The sequence below is a fragment of the Polaromonas glacialis genome (genome assembly GCF_000709345.1).
GTDB classification, from domain to species: domain Bacteria; phylum Pseudomonadota; class Gammaproteobacteria; order Burkholderiales; family Burkholderiaceae_C; genus Polaromonas; species Polaromonas glacialis.
Map to the genome: position 1 here is coordinate 3951401 of NZ_KL448323.1, position 24329 is coordinate 3975729.

At 64.8% G+C, this 24329-nt stretch carries 15 protein-coding genes; all 15 read left to right on the forward strand.

The window, feature by feature from the left end:
• Nucleotides 1–8 precede the first annotated feature (8 nt).
• The 15 genes from EC86_RS0119280 to uvrA all read left to right on the forward strand — a co-directional run bounded on the left by EC86_RS0119280 (nt 9) and on the right by uvrA (nt 24257).
• Entirely contained in the window at nt 9–680 is a 672-nt protein-coding gene (locus EC86_RS0119280; protein ID WP_029527519.1) for a DUF4126 domain-containing protein, read from the forward strand.
• The gene (locus EC86_RS0119285; protein ID WP_029527520.1) at nt 673–2664 is read left to right on the forward strand and encodes an acetyl/propionyl/methylcrotonyl-CoA carboxylase subunit alpha; all 1992 of its coding nucleotides are present in this window, start codon (nt 673–675) and stop codon (nt 2662–2664) included. Before EC86_RS0119280 ends, EC86_RS0119285 begins: the two co-directional genes overlap by 8 nt.
• 17 nt (nt 2665–2681) lie before the next feature.
• Nucleotides 2682–3602 (forward strand): 2-hydroxyacid dehydrogenase, encoded by a 921-nt coding sequence (locus tag EC86_RS0119290; RefSeq protein ID WP_029527521.1) that lies wholly within the window; start codon nt 2682–2684, stop codon nt 3600–3602.
• Nucleotides 3603–3807: 205 nt separating this feature from the next.
• Nucleotides 3808–4116: a DUF485 domain-containing protein gene (locus tag EC86_RS0119295; protein WP_029527522.1), complete on the forward strand. Its 309-nt coding sequence runs from the start codon at nt 3808–3810 to the stop codon at nt 4114–4116.
• Nucleotides 4113–5840: a cation acetate symporter gene (locus EC86_RS0119300; RefSeq protein WP_029527523.1), complete on the forward strand. Its 1728-nt coding sequence runs from the start codon at nt 4113–4115 to the stop codon at nt 5838–5840. Before EC86_RS0119295 ends, EC86_RS0119300 begins: the two co-directional genes overlap by 4 nt.
• Nucleotides 5841–5942: 102 nt before the next feature.
• Nucleotides 5943–7775, forward strand: coding sequence for a putative nucleotidyltransferase substrate binding domain-containing protein (locus EC86_RS0119305; RefSeq protein WP_029527524.1), 1833 nt, complete (start codon nt 5943–5945; stop codon nt 7773–7775).
• A gap of 121 nt (nt 7776–7896) precedes the next feature.
• Nucleotides 7897–8805 (forward strand): hydroxymethylglutaryl-CoA lyase, encoded by a 909-nt coding sequence (locus EC86_RS0119310; protein WP_029527525.1) that lies wholly within the window; start codon nt 7897–7899, stop codon nt 8803–8805.
• A gap of 2 nt (nt 8806–8807) precedes the next feature.
• Nucleotides 8808–9584, forward strand: a complete 777-nt coding sequence (locus EC86_RS26340; RefSeq protein ID WP_036772431.1) for a YbaK/EbsC family protein — start codon at nt 8808–8810, stop codon at nt 9582–9584.
• 181 nt (nt 9585–9765) lie between these two features.
• Nucleotides 9766–9984: a hypothetical protein gene (locus tag EC86_RS0119320; RefSeq protein ID WP_029527527.1), complete on the forward strand. Its 219-nt coding sequence runs from the start codon at nt 9766–9768 to the stop codon at nt 9982–9984.
• Entirely contained in the window at nt 9981–12740 is a 2760-nt protein-coding gene (locus EC86_RS0119325; RefSeq protein ID WP_029527528.1) for a sensor histidine kinase, read from the forward strand. The genes EC86_RS0119320 and EC86_RS0119325 overlap by 4 nt, the downstream gene beginning before the upstream one ends.
• Nucleotides 12737–13111: a response regulator transcription factor gene (locus EC86_RS0119330; RefSeq protein ID WP_029527529.1), complete on the forward strand. Its 375-nt coding sequence runs from the start codon at nt 12737–12739 to the stop codon at nt 13109–13111. Before EC86_RS0119325 ends, EC86_RS0119330 begins: the two co-directional genes overlap by 4 nt.
• The gene (locus tag EC86_RS0119335; RefSeq protein WP_029527530.1) at nt 13108–15279 is read left to right on the forward strand and encodes a 3'-5' exonuclease; all 2172 of its coding nucleotides are present in this window, start codon (nt 13108–13110) and stop codon (nt 15277–15279) included. Before EC86_RS0119330 ends, EC86_RS0119335 begins: the two co-directional genes overlap by 4 nt.
• 88 nt (nt 15280–15367) lie before the next feature.
• The gene (locus EC86_RS0119340) at nt 15368–16018 is read left to right on the forward strand and encodes a 2-hydroxychromene-2-carboxylate isomerase (protein ID WP_029527531.1); all 651 of its coding nucleotides are present in this window, start codon (nt 15368–15370) and stop codon (nt 16016–16018) included.
• Nucleotides 16019–16198: 180 nt separating this feature from the next.
• A complete protein-coding gene (locus EC86_RS0119345) occupies nt 16199–17860 on the forward strand; it encodes an MFS transporter (protein ID WP_029527532.1) in 1662 nt (553 codons plus the stop codon).
• A gap of 337 nt (nt 17861–18197) precedes the next feature.
• Complete coding sequence (uvrA, locus tag EC86_RS0119350) at nt 18198–24257, forward strand: excinuclease ABC subunit UvrA (RefSeq protein WP_029527533.1); 6060 nt, start codon at nt 18198–18200, stop codon at nt 24255–24257.
• Nucleotides 24258–24329: the final 72 nt, after the last annotated feature.

Genomic DNA, 24329 nt, shown 5'->3' on the forward strand with positions numbered 1-24329 from the left:
GCTTCACCATGCAAGCGCTTGATACTGCTCAATTGGTTGCGCTGGCCGGCGCTGTCGGCTGGGCCAGCGGCATCCGCCTGTACCTGGTGCTGCTGCTGACCGGCCTGGCCGGCTACCTGGGCTGGATGGAACTGCCGCAAGGACTGCACCTGCTGGCCAATCCGGTGGTACTTGGCGCGAGCGGCTTCATGGTATTCATCGAGTTTTTTGCCGACAAGATTCCGGGGCTCGACTCGCTCTGGGACGTGGTGCATGCCGTGATCCGCATCCCGGCCGGCGCGGCGCTGGCGGCCGGTGTGTTCAGCGCCGACAGCGCTGCCATGAGTCTGGTCGCGGCATTGGTAGGCGGGACGCTCGCAGGCACCAGTTTTGCCGCCAAGGCGACGACCCGGGCGGCGATCAACACCTCGCCCGAGCCCTTCAGCAACATCGGCACCTCGCTGGTCGAGGACAGCCTGGTGCCGGCGGGGCTCTGGCTGGCGGTCGCCCATCCCTTTGTCTTCCTCCCCTTGCTGGCACTGGTGCTGGTGCTCAGCATCTGGCTGATCCGCCTGTGCTGGCGCTTTTTGACCCAGCTGTTTGCCCGCGTGGCGCGCATTTTCAGCGGCAGGGCCGACCCCGGCCTGCCGCCCGCTTTCACCCTGAAGTCCCCTTTTTCCAGGAATGACCCTCATGTTTAAAAAAATCCTCATTGCCAACCGGGGCGAGATCGCCTGCCGCGTTGCCGCCACCGCCCGCCGCATGGCCATCAAGACCGTGGCCGTGTATTCGGACGCCGATGCCGACGCCAAGCATGTGGGCTTTTGCGACGAGGCCGTTCACATCGGCGGCAGCGCGCCCAAGGACAGCTACCTGCGCTGGGAAAAGATCATCGAAGCCGCCAAGGCGACAGGCGCCGAGGCGATTCACCCCGGGTACGGTTTCCTGAGCGAAAACGAGGAGTTCGCTAAAGCCTGCGCCAGCGCCGGGCTGGTCTTCATCGGCCCGCCGGCGTCGGCCATCAAGGCCATGGGCCTGAAGGCCGAATCGAAACAGCTGATGGAAAAGGCCGGCGTGCCGCTGGTGCCCGGCTACCACGGCGCGGACCAGGACCCGGTGATGCTCAAGCACGAGGCTGACCGCATCGGCTACCCGGTGCTGATCAAGGCCAGCGCGGGCGGCGGCGGCAAGGGCATGCGCATGGTTGAAAAGTCTGAAGACTTTGCGGCTGCGCTGGCCTCTTGCCAACGCGAAGCCATCAACAGCTTTGGCAACGACACCGTGCTGGTTGAAAAGTACGCCCAGCGCCCGCGCCACATCGAGATCCAGGTGTTCGGCGACATGTACGGCAACTACGTCTACCTGTTCGAGCGCGACTGCTCGGTGCAGCGCCGCCACCAGAAGGTGCTCGAAGAAGCGCCCGCGCCCGGCCTGTCGCCCGAGATGCGCCAGCAGATGGGGCTGGCCGCTGTCGCGGCCGCGCGTGCGGTCAACTATGTCGGCGCCGGCACGGTGGAATTCATCGTCGAGCAGCGCGCCGACGGTTCGATGAACTTCTTCTTCATGGAAATGAACACTCGGTTGCAGGTCGAGCACCCGGTGACCGAAGCCATCACCGGGCTGGACCTGGTCGAATGGCAGTTGCGCGTGGCGTCGGGCGAGCCGCTGCCGCTGGCCCAGGATCAGCTCAAGATCAACGGCCACGGCATCGAGGCGCGCATCTGCGCCGAGAACCCGGACAACAACTTTTTGCCGACCACCGGCACGCTGCAGGTGTACGACAAGCCGGTGTGTACGGCATTTGAGCGCGGCACCGTTCGCATCGACGACGGCGTGCGCCAGGGCGACACGATTTCGCCGTTCTACGACTCAATGGTCGCCAAGCTGATCGTCCACGGCCAGACCCGCGAAGAGGCGCTGGCCCGCATGGACGAGGCGCTGGCGCAGACCCGCATCGTCGGGCTTTCTACCAACGTGCAGTTCTTGCGCTACGTGGTGCGCAGCCTTTCGTTTGCGCAGGCGAATCTCGACACGGCCTTGATTCCGCGCGAAGAAGCGGTACTGTTCAAGCAGGAGCCGGTTGGCCTGCCGATGGCCGCCGCTGCGGCGATTGCCCAGACGCTGCTGGGCGAACAAGCCACCGAAGGCCGCGACCCGTTCAGCCGCCGCGACGGCTGGCAAACGCATGGCGTGACGCAGCGGCCGTTCGAGTTCGACTTCCATGGCGAGCCGGCGAAGGCCGCCTTGACCTATGGGCATGACGGCGCTCTGCAATTAACGGTTGGCGACGTTTCGGGTCCGCTGGTGTTTGCCAAAGGCGCGCAGGGCATCGACATCCGGTTCGCAGGCCAGCGTTTGACCGCAGCGGTGTATACGCAAGGCGAGGTCGATCATGTCTTCACCGCGCGCGGCGCGACCCAGATCACCGCGATTGACCTGCTGGCCCACGCCGGCGAAAGCCATGCCGAAGGCGGCCGCCTGACCGCGCCCATGCCCGGCAAGATTTTGTCGTTCTCGGTCAAGGCCGGCGACACGGTCAAAAAGGGCCAGCCGCTGGCGGTGATGGAAGCGATGAAAATGGAGCACACGATTGCCGCGCCGGCCGACGGCGTGGTCGAGGAGTTGATGTACGCGCCCGGCGACCAGGTCACCGAGGGGTCGGAGCTGCTTAAGATTGCAGTTTGAACTTCATGAAAGCCTGAATGCGCATCCTTTTTTGCTGTACCGGTACCAAAGCGCAGCCCTGGCTCGAAGGCTTTCGTACCGCCTTTCCCGGCGCCGAGGTGGAAACCTGGTCAGCCGGTGCGCCGCCCGCCGATTACGCCGTGGTCTGGACGCCGCCACAGCAGTTCATCGACGAGCAGACGCAGCTCAAGGGCATCTTCAACATCGGCGCCGGCGTCGATGCCTTGATGACGCTGCGCCTGCCGCCCGGCGTTCCGGTCGTGCGGCTCGACGACGCCGGCATGTCGGTGCAGATGGCTGAATATGTCTGCCATGCGGTGATCCGGCATTTTCGGGAGTTCGATGGCTACGAGGCCGATGCGGCTGAAGGCAAGTGGTCGTACCGCAAGCCGCGACAGCGTTCGGATTTCCCCGTGGGCGTGATGGGCCTGGGCGTGCTGGGCGAGCGCGTCGGCCGGGCGCTGGCGCAGTTCGAGTTTCCCGTGATGGGCTGGAGCCGGAGCGCCAGGACCATTGCCGGCGTGCAATGCTTTTCAGGCGAAGCCGGCTTCAACGACTTCCTGGCGGCCAGCCGCATCCTGGTGTGCCTGCTGCCGCTGACGCCGGACACCGACAACATCATGTGCCAGGGCACGCTGGCCCGGTTGCAGCCGGGCGGCTATGTCATCAATGTGGCGCGCGGCAGCCACCTGGTCGATGACGACCTGATCGCGCTCATCGACAGCGGTCATCTGGCCGGCGCCACGCTCGATGTGTTTCGCACCGAGCCGCTGCCGGCGGCGCATCCGTTCTGGACGCACCCGAAAATCACCGTCACGCCGCACACCTCGGCGCGCACATTGCGCGAGGAAAGCATTGCCCAGATTGCCGGCAAGATCCAGGCGCTGCAACGCGGCGAACCGGTGGCCGGCGTCGTCGATCCCGCGCGCGGCTACTGATCCGGCTGGGTTTGGTCAAGCGGGCCTTGCCCATCGCAGGGGCAGGAGCGCGCTTTTCATTGAACCTGCGCCGGCGCATTGTCGGGTTTTCCGCTGCTTGCATTGCAGGCGAGTACAGGGTAAGTGCCTAGTCGCCGAGTAAGTAGGCGGTAAGTCCTCGTCCTTAACCTTCACCTCACGAAATTTACTCAGAGGAGATAGCGATATGGATGATGATTTGGTTCAACGGATTGCAAGAAATCCAAAATACCAGGAGCTCAAGGCCAAGCGCACCAGCTACGGCTGGTGGCTCACGCTGGCCATGATGGTCGTGTACTACGGCTTCATCCTGCTGGTGGCTTTCAACAAGCCCTTTCTTTCCCAGCGGCTGGGCGAGGGCGTCATGACGGTGGGTATTCCCATTGGCTTTGGCGTCATTATTTTTACCATCCTGATCACGGCCATTTACGTCAAGCGCGCCAACAAGGAATTTGACGACCTGACGGCAGAAGTTACCAAGGCGGTGCTCAAATGAATTTCAAATCTGACAACGTGCGGCGCGTCCTGACGCTGCTGGCCCTGCTTGGCGTGTCGGCTGCGGCCTGGTCCGCCGGCGCAGATCTGGGCCAGTCTGAGAAGCAGGCCACCAACTGGACGGCCATCGGCATGTTCGCCGGCTTCGTGGTGCTGACCCTGTTCATCACCAAGTGGGCCGCATCCAAGACCAAGTCCGCCGCTGACTTCTACACCGGCGGCGGCGGCATCACCGGCTTTCAGAACGGCCTGGCGATTGCCGGCGACTACATGTCGGCCGCTTCCTTCCTGGGTATTTCCGCCGCCGTGATGGCCAGCGGCTTTGACGGCCTGATTTTCTCCATCGGCTTTCTGGTCGGCTGGCCGGTCATCACCTTCCTGATGGCCGAGCGCTTGCGCAACCTGGGCAAGTTCACTTTTGCCGACGTGGCGGCTTTTCGCTTCAAGCAGGCGCCAGTCCGCATTTTCGCGGCGTCGGGCACGCTGGTCGTGGTGGCTTTCTACCTGATTGCCCAGATGGTGGGCGCGGGCCAGCTGATCAAGCTGCTGTTTGGTCTGGAATACTGGATTGCCGTGGTCATCGTCGGTTCGCTGATGATGATTTACGTTTTGTTTGGCGGCATGACGGCCACCACCTGGGTGCAGATCATCAAAGCCTGTTTGCTGCTGGGCGGCGCAAGCTTCATGGCGATCATGGTGCTCTGGAACTTCGGTTTCAGCCCTGAAGCGATGTTTGCACAGGCGGTGAAGATCAAGGCCGACCTGGCTTCGAGCACCGGCAAGACGGCTGAGGAAGCCGCCAAGCTTGGCCAGTCCATCATGGGTCCCGGCAACTTCGTGAAAGACCCGATTTCCGCCATCTCCTTCGGCATGGCGCTGATGTTCGGCACCGCCGGCCTGCCGCACATCCTGATGCGCTTCTTCACCGTGCCCAGCGCCAAGGAAGCGCGCAAGTCGGTGATGTGGGCGACCGGCTGGATTGGCTACTTCTACCTGCTGACCTTCATCATCGGTTTTGGCGCCATCAGCTTCGTGCTGACCAACCCGTCCTTCCTGGACGCCAAGGGTGGTTTGCTTGGTGGCAACAACATGGCAGCCATTCACCTGGCCAACGCGGTGGGCGGCAACGTGTTCCTGGGCTTCATCTCGGCGGTGGCGTTTGCCACGATCGTCGCGGTGGTCGCCGGCCTGACACTGTCGGGTGCTTCTGCGGTCTCGCACGACCTGTATGCCACGGTGATCAAGAAGGGCAAGGCCGACAGCGCTTCGGAACTGCGCATCTCGAAAATCACCACGCTGGTGCTGGGTGTGATTGCCGTGGTGCTGGGCATCGCTTTTGAAAAGCAGAACATCGCCTTCATGGTGTCACTGGCCTTTGCGATTGCCGCGTCGGCCAACTTCCCGGTGCTGTTCATGTCCGTGCTGTGGAAAGACTGCACGACGCGCGGCGCGGTGATTGGCGGCTTCATGGGCCTGATCTCGTCGGTGGCGCTGACGGTGGTTTCGCCCTCCGTATGGGAAGCCACGTTGGGCAACCCCAAGGGCTCGGCGCTGTTCCCTTACGCCTCGCCTGCCTTGTTTTCCATGACGCTCGGCTTTCTGGGCATCTGGCTGTTCTCCATCCTGGACAACAGCAAGCAGGCTCAGATCGACCGCGCTGGCTTCCTGGCACAGCAGGTTCGCTCCGAAACCGGCATTGGCGCTGCGGGTGCTTCGGGCCACTGATGGTGTCTGCCTGACAAGGCGGGCCGTTCGGCCCGCCTTGCGATAATTCAAAAGGACTGCAGGACCAATGGCCTGCAGTCCTTTTTTCATGGGAAGCCCGCCATGCCGGACGATTTTTCAGAATCCTTTTCTTTCGATGCGCCGCCTTTTGACTGCCTGAGCCCGGAGCAGCAGGCGCTGGTGCGGGGCAGCTTGCACCGGGCGTCTTTCCCGAAAGGGGCGGTGATCTTGACCCCCGACATGGACCCGGCCCATGTGTATGTGCTGCGCAAGGGGCATGTCCAGCAGCTGGAAGCGGGCGAGGTCATGGCGGTCTATGGACCGCCCGATTTTTTTGCCTTTCGCGCGGTGATGGCCGGTCGCGCCAGCGGCGTGCTGCAGGCACTGGACGAGGTGGAGGCCTGGCAACTGCCCGGTGCCACGGCGCGCGCGCTGATTGCCGGCAACGCCCTGTTCAGCGCGCTGGTGTTTGCCGACCTGTCGCAGCGGCTTTCGGCGGCGGCGGAAAACCGTAAAAGCCGTGAATTCCTGTCGTTGATGATGGTGCGGGTCAAGGACGCGTACATCCGCAAGCCCTTTTTCGTCGATGGCGGGCTGGACCTGGTGTCGGTCTGCCGCCTGCTGTCGGCGCAGGGGCTGGGCAATGCGCTGGTGCGCGACACCAAGGACGGCGTGGAACGCATCGGCATGTTCACCACCACCGATTTGCGCGACGCCCTGTTGCGGCCCGTGCCCCCCCAGCAACTGGCTGTGCGCGAGGTCGCGCAGTTCACGCTGGTATCGGTTCAGGCCGACGCAGAGCTGTCCGAGGCCCTGCTGGCGATGATTCGCCACCGCGTCCATCGCGTGCTGGTGCGCGAAGGCGATGCTATTTTGGGCGTGCTGAGCCAGCTCGACCTGATGAGCTTTGTCTCCAACCATTCGCACCTGATCGCGCTGCAGGTCGAGCAGGCCGCGTCCATTGCGGAACTCCGGACGGCGGCCTTGCAGATGGACGGCCTGATCGCGCTGCTACACAGCGGAGGAGCCCGGGTCGAGCTTATTTCCAGCCTGGTGAGCGAGCTCAACCAGCAGATTTTTTCCCGCCTGTGGTCGTTTGTCGCGCCGGCTGAACTGGTCGCCAACAGCTGCCTGATCGTGATGGGCAGCGAAGGGCGGGGCGAGCAGATTCTCAAGACCGACCAGGACAATGCCCTGCTGCTGCGCGACGGTTATGCGTGCGCCGAACTGCAGCAGAGCGTGCAGCGCTTCAACCAGGCCTTGAGCGAGTTTGGCTACCCGCCCTGTCCGGGCAACATCATGGTGACCAACCCACTGTGGTGCCAGCCGCTGGCCGGGTTTCAGGACAGCATCCTGGGATGGTTGTATGGCGCCGATGCGGAAGGGCCGATGAACCTGGCGATCTTCATGGATGCCCGGGCGGTGGCGGGCGACGCATCGCTGCTCAGGCAGGCTAGGAGCTATGCCCACCACATCATGGCCGGCAGCGATGCGTTTTTTGCCCGTTTTGCTGCCGCCATTGACCAGTTCAGCGAACCCGGCGGCTGGTGGGCGCGCCTGGCCACGCTGCGCGGCCGCGAGGAGCAGGTGTTCGACCTCAAGAAGCTCGGCACGTTTCCCATCGTGCATGGAGTCCGTTCCCTGGCGCTGGAGCATCGGCTCGACGAGGTCGGCACGGCGGCGCGTCTGCAGGTGCTGGTGAGCCGCAGGCATATTCCGTCAGACCTGGCCCGCGACCTGGTCGACGCGCTGCATTTTCTGATGGGCGTCAAGCTCAGGAGCAATCTGCGGCAAAAACAGCTGGAGCAACCGCTGGACAACCTGTCTCATTTCTCCAGCCTGGGAACGCTGGACCGTGACCTGCTGAAGGACTCGCTGGCCATCATCAAGCGCTTCAGGCAATACCTGCAATTGCGCTACAAGCTTGCCACCTGAACCTGTTTTTGCGCGCCATATAAACAATGAATGTGCCGACCCTGCGGCCTGTCCTGAATAGGCGCGCCGCATTTATCGCAGGGCCGGTTTTTGCGATACTTCAGTCCAGAAGGAACCTCCCATGAAACTCCCTGCCCACGTCAAACTCGTCGATGTCGGTCCGCGTGACGGCCTGCAAAATGAAAAGCAGCCGGTGCCCGCCGCCATCAAGATCGAACTGGTTCACCGCCTGCAGGACGCCGGCCTGAAAAACATCGAAGTCACCAGCTTCGTGTCGCCCAAGTGGGTGCCGCAGATGGCCGACAACCTTGAAGTGATGGCCGGCATCCGCCGCCAGCCTGGCGTGTGCTATTCGGTGCTGACGCCCAACCTGCAGGGCTTCGAGGCGTCGCTCGACTCGCATCCCGACGAGATCGTGGTGTTCGGCGCCGCCAGCGAGGCGTTCAGCCAGCGCAACATCAATTGCTCGATTGCCGAAAGCATCGAACGCTTCCGCCCGGTGGTCGAGGCCGCGCTCGCCAGGGGAATCCATGTGCGGGGCGCGATGTCCTGCACCGTGGGCTGCCCGTATGAGGGCGAGATCGCGCCCGAGCGGGTCGAGATGCTGGCGCGCCTGATGAAGGGCATCGGCGTGCAGCATGTCGGCGTGGCCGACACCATTGGCGTCGGCACGCCGCTCAAGGTGCAGCGGGCGCTGGAAGCCACCCTGCGGCACTTCGACATCAACGACATCTCGGGACACTTCCACGACACCTACGGTCAGGCGCTGGCCAACACCCTGGCCAGCCTGGAAATGGGTATTTGGCAGTTTGATACGTCTGTTGCGGGTTTGGGCGGCTGCCCTTATGCCAAGGGCGCGACCGGCAACGTGGCCAGCGAGGACGTGGTCTATTTGCTGCATGGCATGGGCATAGCCACCGGCATTGACCTGGACAAGCTGATCGATGCCGGCCAGTTCATCAGCGATTTTCTCGGCCGAAATTCCGGCTCGCGTGCTGGCACGGCCTTGCTGAACAAGCGGGCGGGTTGAAGATGTGCGGAGCTGAAGTCATCACGCTGCCCGAAGGTGTCCGGCGCGTCGCTGCCCTGCTGCAAACCAGCGGCCATCCCCATGCCCCCGTCATGCTCGATGATGCCGCCCGAACCGCGCAACAGGCGGCCGATGCGCTGGGCGTGTCGGTCGGCCAGATTGCCAAGAGCATTGTGTTTCGCCGCAAGCTGGACGACGCTGCCGTGCTGGTGGTGACTTCCGGCGACCAGCGCGTGGACGAGAAAAAAGTCGAGGCGAAGGTAGGCGGCGGCAAGCGGCTGGGGCGGGCCGATGCGGCGTTCGTCAAGGCGCGGACAGGCTTTTCGATTGGCGGCGTGGCGCCGCTCGCCCATGCCGGGCCGGTGCTCGTGCTGATCGACCGGTCGCTGTTCCGGTTTGATGAACTGTGGGCGGCCGCCGGCCATCCGCATGCGGTGTTCAAGCTGTCGCCGGTGCAGCTTGAGCGCCTGACGCAAGCCGTGGTTGCCGATCTGGCGGTGGACATGGATGATGAAAAGCAGGCCTTGCAGCGCGCCATCACCCTGGTCCGCCTGCGCTCGCAAACGGTGGACAGCGCCGCCGAAGTGCCATCGCCCTGCATTTCCATCTGCCGCATGAATGCCGCAACGGATCTGTGCGACGGCTGCTTTCGAACGCGGGACGAGATTGCCGCCTGGAGCAGCGCGGGCGAGGCGGGCAAGCGCCGTATCTGGCGCGTGATCGACCAGCGCATGGACTGCCTGGAAGGTGTCCGGTCCGTGGCGCGGCCGGAGGTGTGAACCGCGCTGCCTGACAAACGACACCTTTTTCCAGCGGGGAAAGGCGTGAGGCGGGCGCGCAGGCCGTGGCGGCTTTGGCTATGACGAATTTTTAGATAAAAAAGGGCTTTTCCGCTTTCTGGGTATGCGCAAGCAGCTATGAAATCGGTAGCACCTTAGAACGATCACCAGGGAGGCGCAAATGTTCAAGGGACTGGGCGCGCAACGGCTGCTGGCGCTTTTCGCGGGCGGCTGGCTGCTGTTTAACTTTCCCTTGCTGGGCCTGTGGGACCGGGACGCCACGCTGCTTGGCATTCCATTGTTCCCGGCGGCCCTGTTCATTCTCTGGGCGCTGCTGATTGCCCTGCTGGCCTGGCTGATGGAGCGGCCCGGGCAGCCTCATCAGGATGATCCGGCATGATCTCTCCTGCCGTGGTGGTCAGCGCTTCGCTAGGCTACCTGCTGCTGCTGTTCGCGGTGGCTTATTACGGCGACCGGCGCGCTGCCCAGGGGCGCTCGATCATCGCCAATCCCTGGACCTATTCGCTGTCGCTGGGCGTGTACTGCACCGCCTGGACCTATTTCGGCAGCGTCGGCCGGGCAGCGTCCGGCGGGGTGTGGTTTTTGCCGATCTACCTCGGGCCGACGCTGGCCATGGTGCTGGGCTGGATGGTGCTGCGCAAGATGATCCGCATCGCCAAGGCCTACCGCATCACGTCGATTGCCGACTTCATCGGCAGCCGCTACGGCAAGAGCCCGCTGCTGGCCGGGCTGGTCACGCTGATTGCCGTGGTTGGCATCGTTCCTTACATTGCCCTGCAGCTCAAGGCCGTTTCGGCGGGCTATGGCTTGCTGACAGCGCCTGCTGGCGCGGTTGCGCAAGGGCCGCTGCCCTGGATGCAGGACAGCGCTTTTTATGTCGCGCTGGTGCTGGCCGGTTTCACCATGATGTTTGGCGCCCGGCACCTGGATGCCACCGAGCGGCACGAGGGCATGGTCGCGGCGATTGCCTTCGAGTCGGTGGTCAAGCTGATGGCCTTCCTGGCGGTGGGCCTGTTCGTGGTCTATGGCCTGTTCGACGGCTTGGGCGACCTGTCCGCCCGCGCCCAGGCTGTTCCGGCACTGCGAAGCCTGGTGCGGCTGGAGCAGGGCGGCTCGTTTGCCTGGACGCAATGGTTTGCGCTGATTTTGCTGTCCATGCTGTCGGTGCTGTTTTTGCCGCGTCAGTTCCAGGTCATGGTGGTGGAAAACGTCCGTGAAAGCCACCTGCGCCGCGCCGTCTGGGTGTTCCCGCTCTACCTGCTCTTGATCAACCTGTTCGTGCTGCCGATCGCGCTGGGCGGGCTGCTGTACTTTGGCGCCGGCACGATGAATCCCGAGAACTTCGTGCTGTCGCTGCCGCTGGCCGCCGGGCAGCCGCTGCTTGCGCTGTTCGTCTTCATCGGCGGCCTGTCGGCGGCCACCGGCATGGTGATTGTCGAAACCATTGCCGTGTCCACCATGGTCAGCAACGAGCTGGTGTTGCCGCTGCTGCTGCGCTCGCGGCACTTTCACGGCGGCGCCGGGCATGACCTGAGCCGGCTGCTGCTGGGCATCCGGCGCGCCGCCATCCTGGGCGTGCTGGTGCTGGGCTATGTGTACTTTCACCTGGCCGGCGAGGCCTATGCCTTGGTCAGCATCGGCCTGATCAGCTTTGCCGCCGTGGCCCAGTTCGCTCCGGCGGTGCTGGGCGGGCTGTACTGGAAGGGCGGCACCCGGCGCGGCGCGCTGGCCGGCTTGCTGGCCGGATTCCTGATGTGGGCCTACACGCTGATGCTGCCGTCGATTGCCAAGTCCGGCTGGCTGGGTACCGACTTTTTGACGCTGGGGCCCTGGGGCATCGCGCTGCTGCGGCCCGAGCAACTGCTCGGCCTGCAGGGACTGGACGGGCTCACGCACGCGCTGTTCTGGAGCCTGCTGGTCAATCTGGGCGCCTATGTCGGCCTGTCGCTGTGGCGCGCGCCATCGGGGCAGGAAGCCAGCCAGGCGCTGCTGTTCGTCGATGTGTTCCACCGCACGGCCGCGTCCAGTCCGGTGTTCTGGCGCGGCCAGGCCAACGTGCCCGATTTGCTGCGACTGTGCGAGCGCTTCATGGGCGTCGCCAAGGCCCGGGCGCTGTTCGAGTCGTATGCGCGCAAGGCCGGCGTGCGCCAGGTGGAAAGCATCCGGCCCGATGCCCGGCTGGTGCAGTTTGTCGAAACCCAGCTGGCCGGCGCCGTCGGCAGCGCCTCGGCCCGGGTGCTGGTGGCCTCGGTGGCCGAAGAAGAAGTGCTCACGCCCGAGGACGTGCTGCGCATCCTCGATGAATCGTCGCAAATCCGCGCCTATTCGCGTGAACTGGAGGAAAAGTCACATTCGCTGGAGCGCGCGACGGCCGAGCTGCGCCAGGCCAACGAGCAGCTCAAGAGCCTGGACCGGCTGAAGGACGACTTCATGTCCTCGGTCACGCACGAGCTGCGCACGCCGCTGACCTCGATCCGCGCGCTCGCCGAGCTGATCCGCGACGACGCCGGAATGGAACTGGCGCAGCGCCAGCATTTCATGGTGATCATCGTCTCGGAAACCGAGCGCCTGACGCGGCTGGTCAACCAGGTGCTGGACATGGCCAAGATCGAGTCGGGCAACGCCGAGTGGCACAACAGCGAGGTGGACCTGCGCGCGCTGCTGTCCCGCGTCGTCGAGACCACCGCCGAAATGTTCCGCGAACGCCAGTGCGAGGTGCAGCTGAACATGCCATCGGAAGTGCCCCCGCTGCGGGCCGACCCGGACCGCCTGTTGCAGGTGGTGCTGAACCTGCTGTCGAACGCCGTTAAGTTCGTCCCGGTGCCCGGCGGCCAGGTGGTGGTCAGCCTGGCCAGCGATGTCAGCGGCCTGACAGTGCGCGTGCGGGACAATGGGCCAGGCGTGCCGGCGGGTCAGCAAAGCCTGATTTTCGAGCGCTTCCGGCAGGGCGGCGACGGCATCAGCCGGCCGCAGGGCACCGGCCTGGGCCTGCCGATCAGCCGCCAGATCGTCGAGCATTTCGGCGGGCACCTAGCGCTGGAAGCCGGCAACGGGCAGGGCGCCTGCTTTGCGTTTCACCTGCCCTGGAACGCGCCCGCGGCGCAGGCGCAAACTATAAAAGGAGACAAGACATGAGCCTGAAAATATTGGTGGCCGATGACGAGCCGAACATCGTGATCTCGATCGAGTACCTGATGAAGCGCGAAGGCTACACCGTGCTGGTGGCTAGAGACGGCCAGGAAGCGCTGGACATGATTGCGCGCGACCGGCCCGACCTGGTGCTGCTCGATGTGATGATGCCGAAAAAATCAGGCTTCGAGGTCTGCCAGGCGGTGCGCGCCAGCGAGGAACTGCAGTCTACCAAGATATTGATGCTGACCGCCAAGGGCCGCGACACCGACCTGGCCAAGGGCCTGGCGCTGGGCGCCGACGCCTACATGACCAAGCCGTTTTCCACCCGCGAGCTGGTGCAGAAGGTCGCTGAAATGCTCGGCGCGCAGCCATGAACCAGCTTGATCGCCGGCTGATCCTGGCGATTGCCGCCGTCGGCCTGGCGCTGGCCGCCTGGATGGTCCTGAGCGGGGCGCTGGTCTGGTCCACGCTGGAGTCCGCCGAGCGCGCTACCCTGGGTGCGGTTCTGGGGCCGCGCATCGCCTTGCTCGGCATGAGCTGGCTGGCGGCGCTGGCGGGCGTGGCCTACGGGCTGCATTGGCTCCACCTGCGCTACGCCAGCGCGCCAGCGCGCCTGCTGGAAGAAACCCGCGTGCTGCTGGCCGCCACCGAAGCGCAGCAGCTTGCGCCCCACGGCAGCACCGAACTGCGCGCACTGGCCGGCAGCATCAACGAACTGGCCGCCCAGCGCGACCGCCTGCGCCAGGACATGGCCGAGCAGATCGCGCTGGCCAGCCGCAGCGTGCAGCAGGAAAAAAACCGCCTGGCCGCGCTGATGGCCGAGCTGACCCAGAGCGTCGTGGTCTGCAACCTCGACGGCCGCATCCTGCTCTACAACAGCCGCGCCCGGCTGCAGTTTCGCGCCCTGTCGCAGGCGCCCGCGCTGGCCGATGGCGCCGAGCTGATGGGCATCGGCCGCTCGATCTACGCCGTGTTCGACCGCCAGCTGGTAGCGCATGCGTTGGAAACCATTCACCAGCGCCTGCGCCGGGGTGTGGCCAGTCCGTCGGCGCAGTTTGTCACCACGACGCGCTCTGGCCAGCTGATCCGCGTGCAGATGGCGCCCGTGCGCGACCCGGCCTCAAGCGCCGAGCCGGGCGCCGGCATCAGCGGCTTTGTGCTGATGCTCGACAACGTGACGCAGAGCTTCGAGGAAGCGACGGTGCGTGACCAGCTGCTGCACGGCCTGACCGAGGGCAGCCGCTCGTCCCTGGCCAACATGCAGGCGGCAGTGGACATGCTCGGTTACGCCGACCTGGAGCCCGAGATGCGCGAGCGCTTTCTGCGCGTGGTGCGCGAGGAAGTCACCACCATGAGCGGGCGCATCACCGACCTGGTGCAGCGCTCGACCCAGGGGCTCAAGACCCGCTGGCCGCTGGAGGAAATGCTTGGCACCGACTTTGTCACCGCCGCCCAGCGCCAGATCGAAAGCCATTGCCAGCGCAGCGTGGCGGTCGAAGGCGCCGACGCCACGCTGTGGCTCAAGGTCGAAAGCTTCACGCTGCTGCAGGTGCTGACCTACCTGGCCAGCCGGCTGGTCGATGAATTCGACGTGAAGTTTTTGCAGCTGCGGCTGCAGCAGGCCGGCCAGCGCGCGCAGCTCGACCTGATCTGGTCCGGCCAGGTGATGAGCACCGAGACCGTCATGGCGTGGGAAATGGACCCGATGCGTTTCGGCAGCCAGAGCACGCCGCTGACGGTACGCGACGTGGTCGAGCGCCACGGCGGCGAGATGTGGTTCGAGCGCGAGCGCGTGTGCCACCAGGCCTTCTTTCGTTTTCTGCTGCCGCTGGCCAGCGAGCAGGAACAGTTGGATGCCGCGCAGATCATGCAGAGCGAGAGCCGGCCCGAGTACTACGATTTCGACCTGTTCCAGGTCAGCGACCAGGCCAGCGCGCTCGACGACCAGCCGCTGTCGTCGCTGTCCTTCACCGTGTTCGACACCGAGACCACCGGCCTGAATCCGTCGCAGGGCGACGAGATCATCCAGATCGGCGCGGCGCGCATCGTCAACGGCAAGCTGCTGCGCCAGGAGTCGTTCGAGCAGCTGGTGGACCCGGGCCGGCTGATTTCAGCCGCCTCGATTCCGATTCACGGCATCACGCAGGACATGGTCAGGGGCAAGCCGACGATTGCCGAGGTGCTGCCCGCCTTCCACGAGTTTGCGCAGGACACGGTGCTGGTGGCGCACAACGCGGCCTTCGACATGAAGTTTTTGAAGCTGCAGGAAGAGCGAACCGGCGTGGCTTTTCAGCAGCCGGTGCTGGACACGCTGCTGCTGTCGGCGGTGGTGCATCCGAACCAGGAATCGCACCGGCTGGAGGCTATTGCCGAGCGTTTCAACATCACCGTGCTGGGCCGGCACACGGCGCTGGGCGATGCCATGGTGACGGCCGAAGTGCTGCTGCGCCTGCTGCCTCTGCTGCAAGGCATGGGCATCCACACCTTGCGGCAGGCGCGGGAGGCGGCGCAGGAAACCTACTATGCGCGGCTCAAGTATTGAGTTTTTAAGGAAAAAGTGCTGTTTGCGCAATACCAGTCGGTGCGAGTAGCTATTTAATTCATAGCAATTTATCAAAGGACGCGCACGCATGAAACACATCACCTTCTATCTCGACTTCATCTCGCCCTATGCCCACCTGGCGTTTGAAGCCCTGCCCGAGGCCCTGGTGGGCGTGAGCTACAGCGTCAGCCACACGCCCGTGCTGTTCGCCGGCCTGCTCAAGCACCATGGCCAGCTGGGGCCGGCCGAGATCGCGTCCAAGCGCGAATGGACTTACCGCCAGGTCCTGTGGCTGGCGCACAGCCGGGGCATTGCCCTGGAAATGCCCGCCAGCCATCCGTTCAACCCGCTGGCGCTGCTGCGGCTGGCGCTGGCCTGCAGCCTTGAAGCAACGCCGGGAGCGCCCAACCGCTATGTCTGCGAAACCATTTTTCGCCATGTCTGGCGCGGCGGCGCCGAAGCCGTCGATGTGCGGCGGCTGGAGGCGCTGGCGACGCAGCTTGGGCCAAAGCACGATCCCGAAAGCGATGCCGTCAAGGCGCAGCTGAAGAAAAACACCGACGCCGCCATCGCGCATGGCGTTTTCGGCGTGCCGACTTTTGCCGTTGACGGCAGGCTTTTCTGGGGGCTGGATGCGCTTCCCATGCTGCGCGCCTACCTGCTGGGCGATCCCTGGTTTGACGGTCCGCACTGGAACAGCGTCAGCACGGTTTCTTCAGGCATTGTCCGTCGCCGCTAGGGTTTGCATGGATGTGCTTCACATGCTGAAAAATATCCCAAGGGTTATCCCTTGACTTGTCAGCATGGTGAAAGTCTGATGAAAGTACTTATTATTTTCGCGTCAGACCTGTGACAGGCGTATCCAAAATACTACTTGCAGCCGCCAGTTCGGAGGCATTTATTATTAGGAGACAAGACAATGGCAGCACCGGCAATCGACAACAGACCGATGTCAGCGGAGCAGAAGAAGGTGATCTTCGCCTCTTCCCTGGGCACGGTTTTCGAGTGGTACGATTTTTACCTGTACGGCTCGCTGGCGGCCATCATTGCCAGGCAATTCTTCAGCGGACTCGACGCCGGCTCGGCCTTCATTTTTGCACTACTGGCCTTTGCCGCCGGGTTCATCGTCCGGCCCTTCGGCGCGCTGCTGTTTGGCCGCCTCGGCGACATGATCGGCCGCAAGTACACCTTCCTGATCACCATCGTCATCATGGGCCTGTCCACCTTCATCGTGGGCCTGCTGCCCAACTATGCGTCGATCGGGGTTGCCGCACCGGTCATCCTGATTGGCCTGCGCATGCTGCAGGGCCTGGCGCTGGGCGGCGAGTACGGCGGCGCGGCGGTGTATGTGGCCGAGCATGCGCCCCAGCACAAGCGCGGTGCCTACACCTCCTGGATTCAGACCACCGCCACGCTGGGCCTGTTCCTGAGCCTGATGGTCATCCTGGGCGTGCGAACCGCCGTCGGCGAGGCTGCGTTCGCCGACTGGGGCTGGCGCATTCCGTTTATCGTTTCCATCCTGCTGCTGGGCGTGTCGGTGTACATCCGCCTGTCCATGAACGAGTCGCCCGCCTTCCAGAAAATGAAAGCCGAGGGCAAGACGTCCAAAGCCCCGCTGTCCGAGTCCTTTGGCCAGTGGAAAAACCTGAAAATCGTGATTCTGGCGCTGGTCGGCCTGACCGCCGGCCAGGCCGTGGTCTGGTACTCGGGCCAGTTCTACGCCTTGTTTTTCCTGACGCAGGCGCTCAAGGTCGATGGCCCGACGGCCAACATCCTGGTCGCCTATTCGCTCATCCTGGGGACGCCATTCTTCGTGGTCTTCGGCATGCTGTCGGACAAGATCGGCCGCAAGCCCATCATCATGGCCGGCTGCCTGCTGGCCGCGCTGACTTACTTCCCGGTGTTCACCGCGCTGACCAAGGCCGCCAATCCCGACCTGGCCGCCGCGCAGGCCGCCAACCAGGTGGTGGTGACCGCCGACGCTTCGGAATGCTCGTTCCAGTTCAATCCGACCGGCACCGCCAAGTTCACCAGTTCCTGCGACATTGCCAAACAGGTGCTGGCCGGCGCGTCAGTGAGCTATGAAAATGCCGCCGGTGCGGCGGGCGCGCCTGCGATCATCAGGATCGGTGCCACCGAAATCACCAGCTACACGGCCAAGGGCCTGCCGGCCGACGAGGCGAAGAAAAAAGACGGCGAATTCAAAAAGGCCGTGGCCGATGCCCTGAAGACGGCTGGTTACCCGAGCAAGGCCGACCCCGCCAAGGTTGACAAGTTCACGGTGACCCTGATCCTGTTCTACCTGGTGCTGCTGGTGACCATGGTCTATGGCCCGATTGCCGCCATGCTGGTCGAGTTGTTCCCCACGCGCATCCGCTACACCTCCATGAGCCTGCCCTACCACATCGGCAATGGCTGGTTCGGCGGCTTGCTGCCCACCACGGCGTTTGCCATCGTGGCGCAAACCGGCAACATGTACAACGGCTTGTGGTACCCCATCATCATTGCCGGCATGACGTTCGTGATCGGCACGCTTTTTGTCAGGGAAACCAAGGACGTCGACATTTATGCCAACGACTGACCCGGCGGTTTGGCCGCCCGCGCTGTGAAGGCGCCTGGCGACATCGGCAAGCCCCAGGACTCGCCCCCAAGATCAGGTGGGCAGCGGGGATTTAAAAGTTTCTTGAGCCTGAAAACACGCTGCACTACTGATTCCGTTTTTCGCCAGCGCAGGCGTTTCTTCGCGAGGCTGGGTAATCCTTGGCCAGCGGACTGTAGCGCAGTGACCGCACCCCGGCTTGCCGCGTCGCCCAACCACCGCACCAGGCAGATGCCATCAAGGGCCTTTCAACCCCAGGCCTGCCATCCGCAGGGGCTCTGCCTAGAATGTCCGACCTTTTCAGGAAAGACCTTCACCGATGCCCCAGGGAACCATCCGCATTCGCGGCGCGCGCCAGCACAACCTCAAAAATATCGACCTGGACATCCGTACCAATGAACTGACGGTCGTCACCGGGCCCAGCGGCTCGGGCAAGTCGTCGCTGGTGTTCGACACGCTGTTTGCCGAAGGCCAGCGCCGCTATGTCGAGACCTTCTCGGCCTATGCCCGGCAGTTCCTCGACCGCATGGACAAGCCGGCGGTGGACAAGGTCGAAGGCGTGCCGCCGGCCATTGCCATCGACCAGACCAATCCGGTGCGCTCGTCGCGCTCGACCGTCGGCACCATGACCGAGCTGAACGACCACCTGAAGCTGCTCTACGCCCGGGCCGCGCAGCTGTTCGATAAGCAGACCGCACAGGCGGTGCGGCACGACTCGCCCGAATCGATCTACGCCGAACTGATGGCGCGCACGCTGGAGAATGATCCGCGCGTCGTCATGACCTTCCCGGTCGAACTGCCCGGCAACACCAGCGCGGCGGAAGTCGAGCAATGGCTGTCGGCCAGCGGCTTTACCCGCGTCCATGCCGAGCGCGACATCGGCACGCCGGCCGGCCCGCACAAGCTGCTCGATGTGGTGGCCGACCGCTTTCGCCTGCACCTGACTGAAAAGATCCGCGCCATCGAGGCGATTGAAACCGCCCTGAAGCGCGGCGGGCGGCTAAACGTCTATGTTCTGAACGCCGGGGAAGGCGCTGCCGAAGAAATGTGGCGCTACTCCACCGGTCTGCATTGTCCCGACAGCGACTTGCGCTACACGGAACCCACGCCCTCGCTGTTCTCCTTCAATTCGGCCATGGGCGCCTGCGAGACCTGCAAGGGCTTCGGCCGCGTGATCGGTGTCGATTACGGGCTGGTGATTCCGAACGACAAGCTCACGCTGCGCGCCGGCGCCATCAAGGTCATGCAGACCCCAGCTTGGAAAGAAGCGCAGGACGATCTGATGCGCCACGCCGAGGCCGAAGGCATTCCGCGCGACACGCCCTGGTACAAGCTCACGCCCGGGCAGCAGGCCTGGGTCATCAACGGCTCGCCGCACTGGAAGGGGAAATGGGAAAAGCACTGGTTCGGCATCAAGCGCTTTTTTGCCTACCTGGAAAGCAAGGCCTACAAGATGCACATCCGCGTGCTGCTGTCCAAGTACCGCAGCTACACCACCTGCGAGACCTGCGGCGGCGCGCGTCTCAAGCTCGAATCGCTGCAGTGGCGGCTGGGAACGAAGGAGTCTGCCGACGCGGTCTTGCCGCCGGACCAGCGCTTCATGCCGGTGGGTGTGCAGTGGACGCGCGCGCAGCTTGAAGCGATGCCGGGGCTGTGCCTGCATGATTTGATGCGGCTGCCGATTGACCGGCTGCAGAAGTTCTCCAGCAGCCTGTCGTTTGCCGCTGCCGGTATTGACGCCGAGCAAAAGGCGCTGAAGTCGCTGTTCGAGGAAATCCAGACCCGGCTGAAATACCTGTGCGACGTCGGCATCGGCTACCTGACGCTCGACCGCCAGAGCCGCACGCTGTCGGGCGGGGAGGTGCAGCGCATCAACCTGACCACCGCGCTGGGCACGTCGCTGGTCAACACGCTGTTCGTGCTTGACGAGCCGTCCATCGGCCTGCATCCGCGCGACATGAACCGCATCACGCAGGCGATGCGCCGGCTGGTCGATGCCGGCAACACGCTGGTGGTGGTCGAGCACGACCCGGCGGTGATGCTGGCTGCCGACCGGATGATCGACATGGGGCCGGGGCCGGGCGAGAAGGGCGGGCAGATCGTGTTCGACGGCCCGCCCGAGGACGTGCGGCATGCCGACACGCTGACCGGCGCCTACCTCGGAGGGCGCAAGCAGGTCGGCATGGGCGTCAAGCGCGCCGTGCTAGATGCAACGCCGCGCCTGATCCTGGAAGGGGCGCGCGACCACAACCTGAAAAATTTGACGGTCGAGTTTCCGCTGCAGCGCCTGGTCTGCGTGACCGGCGTCAGCGGCTCGGGCAAATCGACGCTGATGCAGGACATCGTCGCGCCCGCGCTGCTGCGCCAGTTCGGCAAGGCCACCGAAACGCCGGGGCTGCATGACCGGCTGATGGGCGCCGACCACCTGACGGACGTGGTGTTTGTCGACCAGTCGCCCATCGGCAAGACCGCGCGCTCGAACCCGGCCAGCTATGTCGGCGCCTGGGACGCGGTGCGCGACCTGTTTGCCCAGTCGCCGCTGGCCCAGCAGCGCAGCTACACCGCGACGAAATTCAGCTTCAACAACGGCGACGGCCGCTGCCCGACCTGCGGCGGCTCGGGCTTCGAGCATGTCGAGATGCAGTTCCTGAGCGACGTGTACCTGCGCTGCCCCGACTGCGATGGCAAGCGCTACCGGCCCGAAATCCTGGAAGTCACGATCGAGCGCAAGGCCATCGGCCAGCTCATGCCCCGGCTGCTCAACGTGGCCGATGTGCTGGACCTGACCGTGAGCGAAGCAGTGCAGTTGTTCGCGCAGGACCGCGAAGTCGTGCGCGCGCTGCAGCCCATCGTCGATGTGGGGCTGGAATACGTCAAGCTCGGCCAGCCCGTCCCCACGCTCTCGGGCGGCGAGGCGCAGCGGCTCAAGCTCGCGGGCTTTCTGGCCGGCGCCAGCAAGTCGGCCGCCAAGCCCAGCCTCAGCCGGCAGGGGCTGGCCTTGATGCGGCCGGCGCGCGGCACGCTCTTTTTGTTCGACGAGCCGACCACCGGCCTGCATTTCGACGACATCGCCAAGCTGATGCGGGCGCTGCGCCGGCTGCTGGAGGCCGGCCATTCGCTGATCGTCATCGAGCACAACCTGGACGTGATCCGCTCGGCCGACTGGCTGATCGACCTTGGCCCCGAAGGCGGCGAAAACGGCGGCCTGCTGGTCGCCGAAGGACCACCGGAAATCGTTCGCCAGCACCCCACGTCGCACACGGCGCTGGCGCTGCGCGAGTACGAACTGACCATGAACCAGACGCACCAGGTCGAGGAACAGCGGCCCAGGGCGTGGAAGACCCGGCCGGCGTTTTCCAACCTGATCCAGATCGTCAACGCCCGGGAAAACAACCTTCAATCCCTGTCGGTCGATATTCCGCGCGGCAAGTTCAATGTGGTGACGGGCGTCAGCGGCTCGGGCAAATCCACGCTGGCGTTCGACATTTTGTTCAACGAAGGCCAGCGCCGCTACCTGGAGTCGCTCAACGCCTATGCGCGCAGCATCGTGCAGCCGGCCGGCCGGCCCGAGGTCGATGCGGTCTATGGCATTCCGCCCACGGTGGCGATCGAGCAGCGGCTGTCGCGCGGCGGGCGCAAATCGACCGTCGGCACGACCACCGAGGTCTGGCACTTTTTGCGCCTGCTCTACGTCAAGCTCGGCATCCAGCACTGCGTGAAAGACGGCGCGGCGGTCATGCCGCAAAGCCCGGAGAGCATTGCCGCGCAGCTTTTAAGAACCTATCGCGGCCAGCACATCGGCCTGCTGGCCCCGCTGGTGATGAACCGCAAGGGTGTCTATACCGAGCTGGCCGACTGGGCGCGGCCGCGCGGCTACACGCATCTGCGCGTCGATGGCGAATTCCTGCCGACCACGAAGTTTCCGCGCATCGACCGCTTCAAGGAACACACGGTCGAGCTGCCGATTGCCGATATCCATGTCACGCCCGACAACGAAGCCGCGCTGCGCGCCGCGCTGGCGACCGCGCTGGAGCACGGCAAGGGCGTGGTGCATGTACTGGCAACCCTCGACGGCCTGCGCGACGCGATGCTGGCCGGCACCAGCACCCAGGCGATTGGCAAGCTCGAAGCCTTTTCGACCAAGCGCGCCTGCCCGGTGTGTTCGACCTCCTACCCCGAACTCGATCCGCGCCTGTTCAGCTACAACAGCAAGCATGGCTGGTGCCCGGACTGCGTCGGCACCGGCGTCAAGCTGACGAAAGACCAGCGCCAGGCCTTCGACGATTCGGTGCTGGGAACCGACGACAACAAGGGCCGCGAGCAGACTTTCGGCGAACCCGAGACCGACGACGTGCTGGACGCGGTTTGCCCCGGTTGCCAGGGAACGCGGCTCAATGCCACGGCGCGGGCTGTGCGCTTTGGCGCCGGCTTTTTAAAATTGATAGCTGCTGACGCACGCCCATCAAGCGGAAAAGCCTATTTCGAGCAGGAACTTGCGCTTTTGGACGATGGCACGGGCCAGGGCTGGCCCATCACCGCCATCGCCCGCCTGAGCGTCACCGCGATCCGCGCCTGGGTGGACACGCTGGCGCTGACCGGGCGCGAAGCCGGCATTGCCCGCGACCTGGTTCCCGAGATCAGGAGCCGGCTCGAATTCCTCGAAGACGTGGGCCTGGGCTACCTCACGCTCGACCGGGGGGCGCCCACGCTGTCGGGCGGCGAGGCGCAGCGCATCCGGCTGGCCGCGCAGCTCGGCTCGAACCTGCAGGGCGTGTGCTACGTGCTTGACGAGCCGACCATCGGCCTGCATCCGCGCGACAACCAGATACTGCTCGGCGCCTTGGGCAAGCTCAGCGAGCGCGGCAACACGCTGGTGGTCGTCGAGCACGACGAGGACACGATCCGCCGCGCCGACAACATCATCGACATCGGACCCGGTGCGGGCAAGCGCGGCGGGCGGCTGGTGGCGCAGGGCACGGCGGCGCAGCTGTCGGCCGTGCCGGAGTCGCTGACCGGGCGCTATCTGGCCAACCCCTTGATTCATCCCCTGCATGCGCGCCGTGAAACCCGAACAGGCACCGCTGCAGCCGAATCGGGGTCAGATCCCAATTTCGCCCTCCAAGCCTCGCAAGGCCCTCAAGTCGAATCGAAATTGGGCTCTGACCCCGATTCAGCGGCCCAACAGGGCGCGCCCGCCGCCAAACCCCTGAGCAAGGCCAAACAGGCAGCGCTGAAAGCCCAGGCCCTCAAAGCCGCAGCCGCCCGGGCCAGCGCCCTGCACAACGCCGCCCCGGCCGTCGCCAGCCTGTACACCTCCTGGCTCACGGTCTTCAACGCCAGCCTGCACAACCTCAAAAATGTCTCGGTCGACGTCCCGCTCTATCGCCTGGTCGCCGTCACTGGCGTTTCGGGCTCCGGCAAGTCCACGCTGGCCAGAGACGTGCTCCTCACCAGCGTCCACGCCGGCGTCGCGCAACGCTCGACCAAGGCTGGACGCGATGCCGACGACGCCGGCCGGCACCCGGCCTGGACCGGCTGCGAACGCATAGCAGGCTACCGCGTCGTGGACCGCGTGCTCGAAGTCGATCAGACGCCCATCGGCAAGACGCCGCGCTCCTGCCCGGCGACCTACATCGGCTTCTGGGACACGGTGCGCAAGCTGTTCGCCGACACGCTCGAAGCCCGCGCGCGCGGCTACGCGGCCGGGCGCTTTTCCTTCAACACCGGCGAAGGCCGCTGTCCGACCTGCGAAGGCGCGGGCGTTCGCACCATCGGCATGAGCTTTCTGCCCGACGTGAAGGTGCTGTGCGAAACCTGCCACGGCGCGCGCTTCAACCCCGAGACGCTGGCCGTGACCTGGCGCGGCAAGAGCATCGGCGACGTGCTGAAGATGGAGGTCGATGAAGCGGTGGACTTTTTCGCGTCCATGCCGGCCATCGGCCACCCGCTGCAACTGCTGAAAGATGTCGGCCTGGGCTACCTCACGCTCGGCCAGCCGTCGCCCACGCTGTCGGGCGGCGAGGCCCAGCGCATCAAGCTGGTGACTGAACTGAGCAAGGTGCGCGACGACATCACCCGGCGCGGCCAGAAGGCGCCGCACACGCTGTATGTGCTCGACGAGCCGACCGTCGGCCTGCACATGGCCGATGTCGAAAAGCTGATCCATGTGCTGCACCGTCTCGTCAACGGCGGCCACAGCGTGATCGTGATCGAGCACGACCTGGATGTGATCGCCGAAGCCGACTGGGTGATCGACCTCGGGCCGGACGGCGGCAATGCGGGTGGTTGGGTGGTCGCGTCCGCGCCGCCCGAAGCCGTGGTGGCGCTGGGCACCGCGACCGGCAAGGCGCTGGCCCCCGTGCTGGCGCGCCAGCGCTGATTTTCTGGCTCCCTTCCTTTGGGAGAGTGCAGGGGGTGAGGGTTCCCCGGCTTGGTCTTTCTTCCTGCGCCA